11 protein-coding genes are annotated in these 16,067 nt (G+C 61.7%); 5 read left to right on the top strand and 6 right to left on the bottom strand.

Annotated elements, in window-relative coordinates; translation table 11 throughout:
• The first annotated feature begins 10 nt into the window (after positions 1–10).
• The 4 genes from asd (at position 11) to ACSSNI_RS01975 (ending at position 6,246) form a co-directional block, all read left to right on the top strand.
• Positions 11–913 carry an archaetidylserine decarboxylase gene (gene asd / locus ACSSNI_RS01990; protein ID WP_148925330.1) on the top strand — a complete coding sequence of 301 codons (903 nt, stop codon included), beginning with the start codon at positions 11–13 and terminating at the stop codon, positions 911–913.
• Between the two features lie 153 nt (positions 914–1,066).
• Positions 1,067–2,890 (top strand): molecular chaperone, encoded by a 1,824-nt coding sequence (locus ACSSNI_RS01985; protein ID WP_200639866.1) that lies wholly within the window; start codon positions 1,067–1,069, stop codon positions 2,888–2,890.
• A gap of 62 nt (positions 2,891–2,952) precedes the next feature.
• Positions 2,953–5,019 carry an EAL domain-containing response regulator gene (locus ACSSNI_RS01980; protein ID WP_200639867.1) on the top strand — a complete coding sequence of 689 codons (2,067 nt, stop codon included), beginning with the start codon at positions 2,953–2,955 and terminating at the stop codon, positions 5,017–5,019.
• A gap of 150 nt (positions 5,020–5,169) precedes the next feature.
• The gene (locus tag ACSSNI_RS01975; RefSeq protein WP_200640685.1) at positions 5,170–6,246 is read left to right on the top strand and encodes an NAD(P)-dependent alcohol dehydrogenase; all 1,077 of its coding nucleotides are present in this window, start codon (positions 5,170–5,172) and stop codon (positions 6,244–6,246) included.
• A gap of 51 nt (positions 6,247–6,297) precedes the next feature.
• Here the strand turns inward: ACSSNI_RS01975 and serB are convergent, their stop codons facing one another.
• Positions 6,298–7,512, bottom strand: coding sequence for a phosphoserine phosphatase SerB (gene serB / locus ACSSNI_RS01970; protein WP_019340011.1), 1,215 nt, complete (start codon positions 7,510–7,512; stop codon positions 6,298–6,300).
• Between the two features lie 198 nt (positions 7,513–7,710).
• On the opposite strand from serB, the gene ACSSNI_RS01965 reads away from it, so the two are divergent.
• Entirely contained in the window at positions 7,711–9,258 is a 1,548-nt protein-coding gene (locus ACSSNI_RS01965; RefSeq protein WP_200639868.1) for an AhpA/YtjB family protein, read from the top strand.
• 251 nt (positions 9,259–9,509) lie between these two features.
• On the opposite strand, the gene ACSSNI_RS01960 is transcribed toward ACSSNI_RS01965, so the two are convergent.
• The 5 genes from ACSSNI_RS01960 to parE form a co-directional block, all read right to left on the bottom strand.
• A complete protein-coding gene (locus ACSSNI_RS01960) occupies positions 9,510–10,205 on the bottom strand; it encodes a PqiC family protein (RefSeq protein ID WP_200639869.1) in 696 nt (231 codons plus the stop codon).
• 219 nt (positions 10,206–10,424) lie between these two features.
• Positions 10,425–12,674, bottom strand: a complete 2,250-nt coding sequence (gene parC / locus ACSSNI_RS01955) for a DNA topoisomerase IV subunit A (RefSeq protein ID WP_200639870.1) — start codon at positions 12,672–12,674, stop codon at positions 10,425–10,427.
• Positions 12,671–13,198 carry a retropepsin-like aspartic protease family protein gene (locus tag ACSSNI_RS01950; protein ID WP_200639871.1) on the bottom strand — a complete coding sequence of 176 codons (528 nt, stop codon included), beginning with the start codon at positions 13,196–13,198 and terminating at the stop codon, positions 12,671–12,673. The genes parC and ACSSNI_RS01950 overlap by 4 nt, the downstream gene beginning before the upstream one ends.
• The gene (locus ACSSNI_RS01945) at positions 13,195–14,175 is read right to left on the bottom strand and encodes an esterase-like activity of phytase family protein (RefSeq protein ID WP_200639872.1); all 981 of its coding nucleotides are present in this window, start codon (positions 14,173–14,175) and stop codon (positions 13,195–13,197) included. Before ACSSNI_RS01945 ends, ACSSNI_RS01950 begins: the two co-directional genes overlap by 4 nt.
• The gene (gene parE / locus ACSSNI_RS01940) at positions 14,172–16,058 is read right to left on the bottom strand and encodes a DNA topoisomerase IV subunit B (protein WP_148925336.1); all 1,887 of its coding nucleotides are present in this window, start codon (positions 16,056–16,058) and stop codon (positions 14,172–14,174) included. The genes ACSSNI_RS01945 and parE overlap by 4 nt, the downstream gene beginning before the upstream one ends.
• Between the last annotated feature and the right edge of the window lie 9 nt (positions 16,059–16,067).

Raw genomic sequence — 16,067 nt, 5'->3', positions numbered from 1 at the left:
AAGGTCATCCATGAAAGATCGCTTGTTTGTATTCATCCAGTACCTGCTGCCACATCACCTTATTTCGCGCCTCGCCGGCTGCCTCGCCGAGTGCCGCCTGCCCTGGGTGAAAAACAGCTTCATCAAGGCCTTCATTCGTCATTTCGGCGTGCCGATGCACGAAGCGCAGATCGAAGAGCCGACTGCCTTCGAACATTTCAATGCCTTCTTTACCAGAGCGCTGAAAGACGGCGCCCGCCCGCTCGACCCGACCCCCGGAGCGGTCCTCAACCCCTGTGACGGCGCCATCAGCCAGCTCGGCAAGATCGAGCAAGGGCGAATTTTCCAGGCCAAGGGTCACAGCTACAGCGTGATGGAACTGCTTGGCGGCGACCACCAACGTGCCGCGCCTTTCATGGGTGGAGATTTCGCCACCGTTTACCTGTCGCCGAAGGACTACCATCGGGTGCATATGCCGCTGGCAGGCACCCTGAGGGAGATGGTTTACGTGCCGGGCCGCATCTTCTCGGTGAACACCGTCACGGCTGAAGGGGTCCCGGAGTTGTTCGCTCGCAACGAGCGGGTGGTCTGCCTGTTCGATACCGAACACGGACCGATGGCCATGGTGCTGGTGGGCGCAATGATCGTCGCCAGCATCGAAACCGTCTGGGCCGGACTGGTTACGCCGCCCAAACGCACGCTCAAGACCTTTCACTACGACGAAGCAGCGCGCGGACCCATACATCTGGAGAAGGGGGCAGAAATGGGCCGCTTCAAGCTCGGCTCCACCGTTATTCTGCTGTTTGGAGCGGACCGGATTGCCTGGTCCGAGCAGCTGTCGGCACTGACACCGGTCCGCATGGGAGAAGGGCTTGGCCAAGCCAAGCCGGCGAGCGACATAGCGCTAACGCCATCTGACGCTCCTCAGCTCTGACACCCGCCAATGGTCGGCTAGCGCTGGCCAATTGCTGCTGGTTCGCTATGATTGACCATAACGATTGCATATTGACATTACGGCGTGACGAGCCCCCAAAGGCCACCATCGCCGTTGGTGGTACGCCTGCAGGCATGCCACGGAGTTCATCGCTTGGATAATCAGAGCCAGCCATTATTGTTGCGCGTGCCGTCGCCGGATTGTCAGGAGCTATCCTTCTGCGAACCCAGCGTGCGCGGCGTCAGACGCTGGCTTTCCGGCCTGCCCAAGGCGAACCTTGGGGAGACTGCGCGACAGCTGTATCAGGCCATGCGCGAGATCAATCAGCTTCGTACGCCGGCGGCGAACAGACTGCAGCTGCTTGAATTGCTGCGGCCAGAAATCCATTTCGTCTGCCGGGAACTGGAACGCTACTTCATCAACCAGCCCATCGTGCTCGGCGAGCGACCGCGAAAGGTGGCGAGCCTTTGCCAGGCACTGCACAACCACCTCGCCATCGGTTACAAGCTGATCTCCGCCGAGCTGGCCCCACAGACTGGGCGTGACCGTCTGCAGCTGCTCACCATTGCCCTGCAGCGTGCTATCCGCAGCCTCAGCACCATGCTCGTGCGCTCTACACAGCTCTACAGTCCAACTCCTGAAGGCCTGTGGCTGGAGCTGCACCAGCTGTACGCGTTGGCCGTTACGCACGGCGTACACCGCACCATCGTTAATGACGACCTGTGCTACAGGGTCCCAGGCCTCAGCGCGGAACAGAGCTATATCGTTGCGCTGATGCTGGGCAGCGCACGCTGCAACCAGATGCGTCAGCAAGGTATTGGTCAACTCGCGCAGCTGCTCGAACCCTGGAGTGCCCTGGTGCATCTGCAGGCCGGGCTGGGCCCGACCAGCCTGTTCGGCGTATCCCCGCGTATCGATGGTCCACCGCGCTACAGATCGATGTATCCCGCCAGTACCCGCGTCGATCTACTGGGCATCGATCCACATGGTCTGGTCAAAGCCATCCAGTCACACCTGCAGTCGCCCGCAGAGGCCCCTGAGCACAAAGCCCTCGCCATCCCAGAAGGGCTGAACCCGGACCTGTTGCAACATCTGGTTGCCGCCTGGGGCGACATTTCCGAGCGCAGCTTTCAACGTGCGCCGACACAGGGCGCGATGACCCTGTGCATCGGCATGAGCGCATTGCACTACTACCTGGCAGATCAACGCCCCTTCGGCGAGCTGCTGAAACGCGCAGACGAGACTCGCTCCGCTGTATTCAAGCTGAACAATGCCGCGCCTGACGTCTGGTCCGTGGCGTACGACGCCCAGGTCATAGTGGAAGAAGAGCGACTTCCAGACGAGGACCATATTGAGTTCGTGCCTGTTACCGCATCGACCAAGGTGATTGAGGAAGGCGAGGCCGCACTACCTGCAGCCGATAACCTGTTTCCCACATTCGAAGTGCAACGGGTCGACCAGAGCCCTGGTGGTTACTGCCTGTCCTGGCCGGGCGAGGTCCCCGCGCAACTTCAGGCAGGCGAGCTGCTCGGCCTGCAGGACACCGCCAGCAAAACCTGGAGCGTCGCAGTGGTGCGCTGGGTCCGCCAAGTCCGCGGCAGCGGACCGCAGATGGGGGTTGAGCTCATCGCGCCTCAGGCACAGCCCTGTGGGCTTCGCTTGCTACGCAAGACTGATCAGGGCAGCGAATACCTGCGCGCCCTGCTGCTACCGGAAATCAGCGTGATCTCGCGCCCAACTACGCTGATCGTTCCGCGACTGCCCTTTCAGGAAGGCCAGAAGGTGCAGATCAACCAGAACGGTGATGAGCACCGCGCAATGCTCTGTTGCCGGCAAGCGGGCACCAGCAGCTATAACCAGTTCGAGTATCAGTTGCTAGGCCTCACCGCTTCCGCTCAGGAGACGCCGATCACAGCGCGGGGCACCCAGGCGACTTCACGGGGCGAAGATTTTGACTCACTCTGGAACACGCTGTAGATTGCCGATCACCGTTTTTTAGCCTCCACGCCCCTTCTACGGCGCGTTCTAAAGCTGCAGCCATGGCCCCGCAAAAGAAAACCATCCGCCTGCTGATCCTCGAGGATTCGCAGAATGAAGCTGAGCGACTGGTCAGCCTGTTTCGTAACGCAGGCCAGGCGACGCGCGTTCATCGATTGACGTCCAGCGAAGACTTGGCCGATGTGCTGCAGCAGACCTGGGATTTGCTGATCAATGCGCCGACCAGTACCAACCTCGATCCTAGCGAAGCTATAGGTGCGATCCGCAAGCAAGCCAAGGACATCCCGGTCATCCAACTGATCGACGGCAACGACAGCGACGCGATTACCGAAGCCCTTGCTCTGGGCGCTCAGGGCGCGCTGCCACAAGGTGAGGATGAATGGCTGATTCTGGTAGCCAGCAGGGAGCTGGCGAACCTCGAAGAGCGCCGCGCTCGCCGCTCCGCTGAACTGGCGCTACGCGAAGCCGAAAAGCGTTGTCAGCTGCTGCTCGAGAGCTCGGTGGATGCCATTGCCTATGTCCATGACGGCATGCATATCTACGCCAACCGCGCCTATCTCGAGCTGTTTGGCTACGAGGATGTGGAAGAGCTCGAAGGCATGCCTATGATTGACCTGATTGCATCCTGCGATCAGGGCGAGTTCAAAGGTTTCCTGAAGAACTATCAAAGCTTGCAGGGCAGCGCCGAGCTGGTTTGCGGAGGCGTCCGCGCCGATGGCAGCAGCTTCAAGGCAAGCATGCATTTTTCGCCAGCCAGCTATGACGGAGAGCCCTGCATCCAGGTCGTCATACGTGCAGAGAGCGACAATGCCGAACTGGAAAAGCTGCGCGAGATCAGCAGCCAGGATCTGGTCACCGGCCTTTACAACCGCAACCATTTCCTTGAGTCGCTGGATGGCGCAGTTGAGCGCGCCGTGAATGTCGGAAAGAACTCCAGCCTCGCCTACATCCGCATTGATCGCTTCGCCAGCCTGCAGGCCGAGATCGGTCTTGGCGATTCGGATCGACTGCTGGCCGAACTGGCGCAACTGCTGCGCAGGCAGTTTCCACAGAATGCCGAGCTGGCGCGCTTCGGGGATGATGCCTTCGCGGTCCTGATGGAGGAGGCTACGCCCAAGCAGCTTGAACAGCCCCTGACCGAATTGCTGAAGAAGGTCGAAGGACATCTGTTCGATGTCGGCGGCCGCACCGTTCAGACCAGTCTGAGTATCGGTGTTGCCGCCCTCGACGAACAGACTGCGAAAGCTCGGGACGTGGTTGACCGCGCGCACCGCTGCGCCGAAGAGCTGACCGATGGCAATGCTCTGAGAATCTATGACCCGGCCCGCGAGCTGGCGGCTGCCGCAAGCCGCGGCAATGTCCTCGCGATGCTGCAGCAGGCGCTGGAAAAGAACAGCTTCCGCCTGCTGTTCCAACCGATCATCAGTCTGCGCGGGGATAGCCACGAACACTATGAGGTGCTGCTTCGCCTGCTCGATCCCGAAGGCGCAGAGGTGCCACCGGGCGAGTTCCTCGATGCGGCGAAAGAGGCAGGACTAGCCAGCAAGATAGATCGCTGGGTGCTGCTCAACTCGATCAAACTGCTCGCCGAGCACCGCAATAAGGGCCACAGCACGCGATTGATGGTTCACCTGTCCGGCACCAGCCTGCAGGATCCATCCCTGCTCAGCTGGCTGGGAGCGGCTCTCAAGGCTTCAAGACTGCCGCCTGATTCACTGGTTTTCCAACTGGACGAAAACGACGCCGTCGCTTACTTGAGACAGGCCAAGGCGCTCACTCAGGGGCTTGCAGGACTCGGCTGCCGCGTAGCGCTGAACCAGTTCGGCTGCGTGCTGAACCCACTCAATACACTGAAGCACCTTGACGCCGATTTTGTGAAAATCGATGGTTCCTATACTCAGGACCTGAGCCGTCAGGAGAATCAGGAAGCGCTCAAGCAGCTCCTGGCGCAGCTGCATGAGCAGGCCAAGCAGACCATTGTGCCCTTCGTAGACAGCGCCACCGTACTGGCCACACTCTGGCAGGCGGGCGTCGGCTATATCCAAGGGCAATACCTGCAGGGCCCGAGCCAGTCGATGGACTACAACTTTTCCTCTGACGAGGATTGACTGCCAGCGGAACGACCTCCCTGCGACCGCTCGTATCTCTCCCGACCAAAGGACCGCTCCAACCCACCGCGATCCCGCAGTAATTGACCTCTGTCAGGCTCCATTGCCAGGGTTGGACTAGAGTGTTCTGACCCAGCCTGCGAGGAAAGCATCATGACCATGATGAGAGCCGCCGCGTTCGTCGAACCCGGTCGAATCGAGCTTGTTGACAAACCCATCCCCGACGTCGGACCCAACGACGCCCTGGTCCGCATCACCACCACGACCATCTGCGGCACCGATGTACACATTCTCAAGGGTGAGTACCCCGTCGCCGCCGGCCTGACCATTGGTCACGAACCCGTGGGGGTGATCGAGAAGCTCGGCAGCAATATACAGGGCTACCAGGAGGGTCAGCGCGTCATCGCCGGCGCGATCTGCCCTAACTTCTCTTCTTATGCCAGCCAGGACGGTCTTTCCTCGCAGGACGGCGGCTGCGCCTGCCACGGCTACAAGCCGATGGGCGGCTGGCGGTTCGGTAACACCATCGACGGCACCCAGGCCGAGTACGTACTGGTCCCGGACGCTCAGGGCAACCTGGCGCCGGTCCCAGACGGCCTCACCGACGAACAGGTGCTGATGTGTCCCGACATCATGTCTACCGGATTCGCTGGCGCCGAAGCCGCCAAGATCAAGATCGGCGACATAGTGGCCATCTTTGCTCAGGGCCCGATCGGACTCTGCGCGACCGCTGGGGCACGCCTGCGGGGTGCCGGGATGATCATCGTGGTCGACGGTGTCGATGCGCGCCTGGACATTGCGCGACAGATGGGTGCTGACGTGACATTGAATTTCAAGCAAACGGATGTAGTCGAGGAAATCCTCCGGCTCACCGGTGGCCGCGGCGTCGACGCCTCCATCGAAGCACTTGGCCAACAGTCGACATTCGAGAGCGCCTTGCGCGTGCTCAAGCCTGGCGGCACGCTTTCTAGCCTGGGCGTGTACTCAGCCGACCTCACCATTCCGCTTGGCGCCTTCCATGCCGGGCTCGGCGACCACAAGATCGTGACCTCGCTGTGCCCGGGCGGGAAGGAGCGGATGCGACGGTTGCTGAACGTGGTGGCCTCAGGGCGCGTAGACCTCGCCCCCTTGGTGACCCATCATTACGCCCTCGACGACATCACCAACGCCTATGAGCTCTTCGCCAATCAGCGCGACGGCGTGCTCAAGGTGGCTATAAAGCCATAAGGCAAGCCTTAGCTGGAAGCTGAAGCCTTAACCGCTTAGCTACCAGCTCCCCTATTCCGTTCCTTCACGATCGCGGAAGCCAAGCAGGTAAAGAATCCCGTCCAAGCCCAAGGTCGAGATAGCTTGCTTGGCCGACTGTTTGACCAGAGGCTTGGCTCGGAAGGCGACACCCAACCCCGCCAACCCAAGCATCGGCAAATCATTGGCACCGTCGCCGACGGCAATGGTCTGCTCCAGCCTCAGGCCCTCCCGCTCGGCCAGCTCGCGAAGCAGATCCGCCTTGCGCTGTGCGTCGACAATAGGCTCCTGTGCTACGCCGGTGAGCTTGCCATCGACTATCTCCAACTCGTTGGCATAGACGTAGTCGATGCCCAGTCTGGCTTGCAGCTGTTTAGCAAAATAAGTGAAGCCCCCCGACAGGATGGCGGTCTTATAGCCGAGGCGCTTCAGCTCGGCAAAAAGCAGTTCGGCGCCTTCGGTGAGCCTGAGCCGGGCACCTACCTCCGCGAGCGCGCGCTCCTCAAGGCCTTCGAGCAATGCCAGGCGCTCCCGGAAGCTCGCGCGAAAGTCCAACTCGCCGCGCATGGCGCGTTCGGTGATTTCCGAAACCTGGTCGCCAACGCCGGCCACCTTGGCCAACTCGTCAATGACTTCCGCCTCAATCAGTGTCGAGTCCATGTCGAACACCGCCAGCCGGCGATTACGACGGAAAACCGAGTCGCGCTGAAAAGCGATATCGACGTTGAGCTCCTGCGCCACGCTGAGAAACTCGGCGCGCAACGCCGCAGTATCGGCAGGCTCGCCGCGAACCGAAAACTCGATGCAACCCTTGCCCAGCTCTTCCGGCATGTCCAGCGGTTGGCGACCGGAAAGACGGTCGATGTGATCGATGTTCAAGCCATACTTGGCGGTGATCGAGCTGACGCGCTGCAACTGCTCGGCGGTCACCTTGCGGGTCAACAGGGTGACGATGTGCCGGGGCTTGCCCTGCCCGGCCACCCACTGCTGGTAGTCTGCCTCCGCAACGGGCGTGAAGCGCACCTGTTGATCATGTTTGTACCCCATGAACAGCACGTCCTTGAGGACAGAAGAGGCACGCTCGGTATCGGGTATTTCCACCAGAATGCCAAACGACAGGGTGTCGTGGATCACGGCCTGACCGATATCCAGGATATTCACACCACCTTGAGCGAGTACGCCGGTGATTGCCGCGGTCAGCCCGGGGCGGTCTTCCCCAGTGATGTTAATCAGGACGATTTCGCGCAAGGCGCAGCTCCTATGCAAAGAAGACCGGCATTCTATAACAGCAGGACTGCGCTAACGCTTCAGCACACCACCAGTTTTCAACATGCATCTGCACTCTGCCGGGTCTGCAATTCGTCTGCTTTGACTGAGTGACCTTTAGCCCCCACAGCGCTTTCCGTATACTGCGCGCCACTTTCCTCAAGAGTAGAGCCGCGCTCTGTGAACCGGCCCGCATCCGTCAAGCCCGACAATTTCTTCCTGCTGATCTATCGCGCATTGCGCCAGCGTCGTGTTCCGCTGGTTCTGCGGGTAGCCAGCCACACGCTACTGCTGGTCGCGCTGGCCCTGATCATCTACGCCTGGGTCATGGGCATGCAATTCAAGCATGCAATGGAGCAGCAGGCCGATGCCCTGGGCCAAAGCCTGATCACCCAGACGGCCGCCTCGGCGACGGATCTGCTGGTGGCCAACGACATCCTTAGCCTCAATGTGCTGCTGAGCAATCTGGTGAAGAACCCGCTGGTGGCGCATGCGGCGATCTACAGTGTGGACAACCGCGTGCTGGCCGAGTCGGGCGCCCGCCCGCAGCGAAGTCTGTTGGGCGACGAGGAAGGCCTCTACTCCACCCCCATCAGTTTCCAGGAGGTGATCGCCGGGCACTTGCGCATCAGCCTCGACATGCAGCAGTTCCAGCAACCAATGACCATCAGCCTGCAAAGCATGGGGTTGCTCAGCCTCATCCTGCTGGCGCTGACTCTTACGCTAAGCATGCGCCTGGGCCGGCAGCTCTCGCTTCCCCTGATGCAGTTGCGCCTGTGGTTGCGCGACCCCGATGACCCCGCGCCGGGCGCAGGTCGGCAAGATGAGATTGGTGAACTTGCGCGGCAGCTGCAGGCACGCCTGGTGCCCGAAAAGCCGGAGCCGGAGATCGAGCTGGACGACAGCATGGAGGATCTCTATTCGGCGCATTTCGAGGTGCCAGTCGCAGTTCCGGTCAACGACTACGAACGTTCCGACACGGATCTTCGGAGCCATCTCGACGATGTGGCTGAAAGCCTCCCGACGGAAGATCAGGCTACGGACGACTCATTCGAAAACGATTTCGATGACGATCCGCCCTTCGATGAGCCCAAGTCGCAGCCAGCGCCTGCCCCGGCAGTGGTCACCCCCGCAGCGCCAGCCACGACTGGCAAAAGCGGTGTGCTGGCGATTCAGCTCGGTGCCCAGGAACAACTGCGCCGCTTACCCCGCGCACGGCTGACTGAGTTGCTGCAGCGCTACAGCGACTGCCTGCAACAGGCCTCAACCTTGTATCAGGCCGAACTGCATACGCTCAACGACGGCAGCAGCCTGATGCTCTTCCACAGCCAGGACGACGAGCAGAACTACCTGACCCATGCGCTCTGCTGTGGCGAGCTGATGCGCGCGCTGGGTCACGCCCTGCAGATCGAGGTCGCCGATAGCGGCATCACGCTGCAACTGCAGCTGGGGCTCACTCAAGGCGAAGGGCTTTATGACCTGAGCCAGGGTGATCTGCTGCTCAGCGAGCCGGCACAGGCCGCGCTGGCCATGTCGCAGCACAGCCGTAACCTGCTGCTGGTCGAACGCGGAATTGGCGAAGACAACCTGATTCGCCAGCGTGCTCGCATCCGCCCCATTGCAAGCCCGGAGGGCGCCTGCTGCGTCGAACGGCTGCTCGAACCCTACCCCTCGCTACTGGAGCGCCAGCTCGCGCGCATGCACGAGCTGCGCAACCGCATCAGCTGACGCCAGCACTCGGCCGAAACATGAGAGTCGGCCATCGTGGCCGTGGCGTCAGTCGGAAAGGTTGAAAATCCGCAGAGCGCAATCAGCGCGCTCGCATCGCTGCGGAGCGATTGTCGGATAGCTACTACAAGGGGCTGGCGCCAGCTACGCCAGCGAAACTGTCCACGGCGTAGCGGGTACGATCCGCCTACCGTGGATTGCCCAACTGAGCGCAACGGCGCGTATGGACGCTTTGAGCAAGGGTCACCTGCTCAGAAGCGAAACACTTCCAGGTCTGTCCTGATGGGCTCCACCGCTGGGATTGCCGGAGCAGCCTCTGGCTTGTTCGGTGCTTTGCTGACGCTGTGTTTGGTTCGCGCCTTGGCCACCATCACTGGCTCCACCGCACTCGCCATCATTTCGCCAAGCCGCTGCAGGAGCAGGCTTTGCGCGCGCACCTGATCGGTCGCGCTGCCTTGATGCTGCTCCTGCAACCGAACCAGACGACTGCTTTGGCGCTTACCCTGCCCGTCCAGCACGCGCCATTGAGCTTCCAGCACAGCAGGATGCTGAGGACCGGAATCCAGGCGGGTAATCTCAAGCTCAATCTGAACCTCAGGGCTGAAGCCCTTACTGCCGGGACTCAGCTCCAGGCTCTGAGTCTTCAGGCGTGAGGCCAACTGGCGCAACAGCAACTGACTGATGTCGCCCTGCAGGCTGCCTGCCCAGCGCGCCCGCTGGCCGTCAGCGGCGAGGCTGCCATCCGGCAGCCGCTGCAGCAAGGCGTCGTGCTGCAGATAGTCTGCCAACCTCACCGGCCCCAAGAGAACCGCTGCGCCATCCGCCGCTTGCGCCGGCATCTCCACAGCGCCGTTGTCGAGTCGATACATCGGCACGGGTTGGGTGACACACCCGGCCAGACTGGCACAGGCAAGTAGCAATACAGTTGTGAAGCGTTGCACGTTCATCTCTACCTTTGCACCGGACTTGGGCGACGTCGCAAGGCGGCTATCTGTCGGCGCCGCCGCCATCCTTTACCGTCAGCCACCGCGCTGATTGTCTTTCTGGCCCGCGACGCAGCCGGCAATTGCAGCCACCGCATCGCTAATCGGCTAAATCGGAAGGCGGCTATCTTCCGCGAAACGCCCATCAGAAGCCAGCCTTCAGGGCCTCTTCTACCCGGTAACTTATTCGACCAACAGCGCATCCACGCGCTGGAAGCCGCGCGGCAGCTTGTTGCCCCGCCGTCCGCGCTCGCCCTTGTAATGTTCCAGATCCTCGCTCTTCAGCGACAAGGTACGCTTGCCGGCCTGCAAGACCAGCGTCGAGCCTTCCGGCAGCACGGCGAGATCCGTCAGATACTCTTCACGACTGGCGACCCGATCCCCCGGAATGCCGATGATCTTGTTGCCTTTGCCCTTGCCCAGCTGCGGTAGATCGCGCACCGGGAATACCAGCAGACGCCCCTCGGTCGTAACGGCCGCCAACCAGTCCTGGTCACGGCTTTTCAGCGGCCGAGGCGCGACGACTCGCGCGCCAGCAGGCAACGACAGCAATGCTTTGCCGGCCTTGTTCTTGGCCTGCAGATCCTCGCCTTTAACCACAAAGCCATAACCGGCATCCGAAGCTATTACATACAGCGACTCGTCTTCAGGCAACAACACGCACTCGAAACCGGCGCCAGGAGGTGGCGTCAGACGGCCTGTGAGCGGCTCGCCCTGGCCGCGCGCCGAGGGCAGCGAGTGGGCCGCCAGCGAATAGCTGCGCCCGGACGAATCGATAAACACGGCGTATTGATTGGAGCGACCTGCAGCGGCCGCCCTGAAGCCGTCGCCGGCCTTGTAGGACAGCCCGGTGGCATCGATGTCATGGCCCTTGGCGCAGCGCGCCCAGCCCTTCTCGGAAATCACCACGGTGACCGGCTCGGAAGGCAGTAGCTCGTTTTCCGATAGCGCGCGGGCTTCGGCGCGCGCAACGATTGGCGAACGGCGGTCGTCGCCGTAGGTCTCGGCGTCAGCGATCAGCTCCTTGCGTACCAGCTTCTTCAGCTTGGCCTCGCTGCCGAGCAATGCCAACAGCTTTTCGCGCTCTTTGGCCAGCTCGTCCTGCTCGCCGCGGATCTTCATTTCCTCCAGCCGCGCCAACTGGCGCAAGCGGGTGTCGAGGATGTAATCGGCCTGAAGCTCGGACAGCTCGAAGCGCGCCATCAACACAGGCTTGGGCTGATCCTCGGTACGGATGATATGGATCACCTCGTCGAGGTTGAGAAAGGCGACCAGCAAACCTTCCAACAGGTGCAGGCGTCGCTCGACCTTGTCCAGACGGAACTGCAGGCGCCGCCGGACGGTGCCGATGCGGTAAGTCAGCCACTCGCTGAGCAGCACCTGGAGGTTCTTCACCTGCGGTCGGCCATCAAGGCCGATAACGTTGGTGTTGACCCGGTAGCTCGACTCCAGTTCGGTGGTGGCGAACAGGTGCTGCATCAGCTCGTCGGCGTCTACCCGGTTGGATCGTGGAATGATGACGATCCGGCACGGGTTCTCGTGATCCGATTCGTCACGAAGATCAGCGACCATCGGCAGCTTCTTCGCCTGCATCTGCGCCGCGATCTGCTCCAGCACCTTGGAGCCAGAGACCTGATGCGGCAGGGAGGTGACCACGATATCGCCGTCCTCGACGCGATACACCGCGCGCATACGCACCGAGCCTCGGCCGGTTTCGTAAATCTTCAGCAGATCGGCGCGTGGTGTGACGATTTCCGCCTCGGTCGGGTAGTCCGGGCCCTGCACATGCTCACAGAGCTGTTCGACGGTGGTTTTCGGGTCGTCCAGCAAACGCACGCACGCGGCGGCCACTTCGCGCAGGTTGTGCGGCGGCACGTCGGTCGCCATGCCGACCGCGATCCCCGTAGTGCCATTAAGCAGCAGGTTGGGCAGGCGCGCGGGCAGGGTCGCGGGCTCGTCCAGGGTACCGTCGAAGTTGGGCACCCAATCCACGGTCCCCTGACCCAGCTCGGTGAGCAAGACCTCGGAGTAGCGCGACAGCCGTGCCTCGGTGTAACGCATGGCCGCGAAGGATTTTGGATCGTCCGGCGCGCCCCAGTTACCTTGCCCGTCGACCAGCGTATAGCGGTAGCTGAACGGCTGAGCCATCAGCACCATGGCTTCATAACAGGCCGAATCACCATGGGGGTGAAACTTGCCGAGCACGTCGCCCACCGTTCGCGCCGACTTCTTGTGCTTCGAATCGGCGTTCAGTCCCAGTTCGCTCATCGCATAGATGATGCGCCGCTGCACGGGCTTGAGCCCATCACCGATATGCGGCAGTGCGCGATCCATGATCACGTACATCGAATAATTCAGATAGGCCTGCTCGGTGAAGTCGGCAAGGGAGCGACGCTCCACGCCGTCCAGGCTCAGGTCGATAGTTTCGCTCATGGTCGATCCGTGGCGTGTTGGCGCAGCACCAGAGTGCCGGCGCGCTGGGTGAATTCGAGTTGTTTCAGGGCGCTCATACCAAGCAGGATCTGCTCACCGCCAAAGCCGGGCGCCACGATGGCACGTACGTCGCGCAGCAGAATGTCGCCAAGGGCGAGACTGTCCAGTACGGTCCGGTAACCGGTGGTCTGCCCGTTGGCGGTGTGCAGCATCACCGGAGCGCCGCGGGATAGGCCGAGGCGATCACCCAGCTTGGCGGGAATTGCGACATCTGTAGCGCCGGTGTCCAGCAGAAAGGTCACTGTCTCGCCATTGATTTGGCCATCGGCCACGAAATGCCCCTGGGGGTTGCTGTCCAGGTGCACCTCTATCTGTTCGCCCTGAATGACCGACACCGGCTCGCGATTGGGGTTGAAGCGGCTCTGTTCCCAGTCCGAAAAAAACCGCGTGGCCAACAGCAACCCAGCCCCCCAGGCCAGGACCAGCATGATGCGCCCGGCGCGACGCCCGGCAGGCTGACTCACTGCTTGGCACCCCAACCGCCCTTGGGCGCAGCAAAGCGCCAGACGACAGGACGCTTCTCGCCGTCGGCACGCGTAAGCTCATTGTTGTCGAGCCCGATCCAGGCGCCTTCCGCGTCGACCCAGAGGGCTTCGGCATTGCCGAAAGGCGTGTCGTAACGGCGCGACTCAGCCATTGCCGTGTCTGCATAGGACCAGCAGGCCTCACGGTGCCCATTCTCCACATTCCGCCGACAGACCCGGTGAGTCACCGGTTCGAGCGTAAACAGTTTTCCGTTATGGAAGGTGAGCCCTGAAAAGCGCCGCGGCTGGGTGTCGTCGCCCATCTCGGGGGGCGTTGAATCGCGCCCGCCGCCGACCAGCAATACACAGCCGCCAGTACAGCGCCAGCTGTTCTGCGTTCGGTGGGTCACCATCAAACCTCGGCGACTGTGCTCTGCGGCCAGCCACAAACGATCGGCGCCCGGATCGACCGCTACGCCTTCGAACATGGCGTTGAACTTGAGCAGCATCCCGCTAGCCCTTGCCTGACGCACCACCGCGCCCGACAAATTGAGCCACTCTGCAGTGCCCGCTGGACTTACTCGCAGCACAGCGGCATGCGCTTCGCTGACCAGATAACGATTGCCCAGGCTGTCGCAGCTCAGGCCTTCGAAATCCATCTCTCCACCGCGCAACATGCCAGTGAAGGCGGAGCGCACACGTACGCCCCACGACAGGCCAGTATTCGGCACGGGAGGCAACTCGAAACGCTCGGCCTCGGCCTGCCAGACGGTATCGCTGGCATCGAGGCGGTACAGCACATTGTCCTCTCGGTCGGATACCGCCCAGAGCGCATCACCGCACCAGGCCAGCCCGGACAGATTACCCGCAGCGATCCCTTCGACGGGATGCTCGCTGAGCATGGTCAGTTCGGGCGCGGCGGCTGCCGAGAACGGCACCGCCAGCACGCCCAACAGCGCCACCCAACGAAGGTTCAAAGCAGCACCTCCGCGAGGTTGCCCTTGGATTCCAGCCAGCTCTTGCGATCGCCGGCGCGCTTCTTGGCCAACAGCATGTCCATGATTTCACGCGTGCCGTCGAAGTCATCCAGGGTCAATTGCACGAGTCGGCGTGTATTTGGGTCCATGGTGGTTTCGCGCAGCTGAGGCGGGTTCATTTCGCCCAAACCCTTGAAGCGCGTGACCTGCGGCTTGCCACGACGTTTCTCTGCCAGCAGGCGATCGAGGATGCCGTCACGCTCGGCTTCGTCGAGTGCATAAAAGATGTCCTTGCCCAGGTCGATGCGGTACAGCGGCGGCATGGCCACATAGACATGACCGGCATCCACCAGCGGGCGGAAGTGACGAACGAACAGCGCACAGAGCAGGGTTGCGATGTGCAGACCATCCGAGTCAGCGTCAGCGAGGATACAAATCTTGCCGTAGCGCAACTGGGAAATGTCCGCAGCGCCGGGATCGACGCCGATGGCCACGGCGATATCGTGCACCTCCTGGCTGGCCAGCACCTCGCCGCCGTCGACTTCCCAGGTATTCAGGATCTTGCCGCGTAACGGCATGATTGCCTGAAATTCCTTGTCGCGCGCCTGCTTGGCGGAACCGCCCGCGGAATCACCCTCGACCAGAAACAACTCGGAGCGCGCCGGATCCTGCCCCGCGCAGTCGGCCAGCTTGCCGGGCAGCGCCGGTCCCTGGGTGACACGCTTGCGCTCGACCTTCTTGCTCGCTTTGAGCCGGCGCCCGGCGTTGCTGATGGCTAGTTCGGCCAGCTGCAAGCCCAGCTCGGGATGGGCATTGAGCCACAGACTGAAAGCATCCTTGACCACCCCGGAAACGAACGCGGCCGACTCCCGCGAAGACAGACGCTCCTTGGTCTGACCGGAGAACTGCGGCTCCTGCATCTTTGTCGAGAGCACGAATGCGATCCGCTCCCAGACGTCTTCCGGCGCAAGTTTGACGCCTCGTGGCAGAAGATTGCGGAACTCGCAGAATTCCCGCATGGCATCCAGCAACCCCTGACGCAGGCCGTTGACGTGGGTGCCGCCCTGCGCAGTGGGGATCAGGTTGACATAGCTTTCCTGAACACTGTCCCCGCCCTCCGGTAGCCACAGAAGGGCCCAGTCAACCGCCTCCTTGCTGCCGGCCAAGCTACCGCAGAAGGGCTCGTCGGGTAGCCGAGCAAACTCGCTGACAGCGTCAACCAGATATGAGCGCAGACCGTCCTCGTAATGCCACTCGGTCTTCTCCCCGGTGTTCTTGTCCTCGAAGCTGACATTCAGTCCCGGACAAAGCACGGCTTTGGCCTTGAGCACATGCTTGAGTCGACTGATCGAGAATTTCGGGCTATCGAAGTACTTCGGATCGGCCCAGAAGTGCACGCTGGTGCCGGTATTGCGCTTGCCAACCGTTCCGATGATGTCCAGCTCGCTGGCTTTGAAACCGTCGGCGAATGCCATGCGGTATTCGTTGCTCTCACGCTTGACCGTCACCTCCACTCGGGTCGACAACGCGTTGACCACGGAAATGCCAACCCCGTGAAGACCACCGGAAAACTGGTAGTTCTTGTTCGAGAATTTGCCGCCGGCGTGCAGCTTGGTGAGGATCAGCTCGACGCCTGAAACCCCCTCCTCTGGATGGATGTCCACCGGCATGCCGCGACCATCGTCGATCACCTGAAGGGAATTATCCTGATGCAGGATGACCTGGACCGAGCTGGCGTGCCCCGCCAACGCTTCGTCGACACTGTTGTCGATAACTTCCTGGGCGAGGTGATTGGGCCGCGAGGTGTCGGTGTACATGCCTGGTCGCTTGCGCACCGGATCCAGGCCGGAGAGGACTTCAATGGCTTCGGCGGTATAAGACATGTGCGTCTC

It is taken from the genome of Stutzerimonas tianxiuensis, from assembly GCF_053470365.1.
This window is presented reverse-complemented; position numbering and strand designations above follow the sequence as displayed.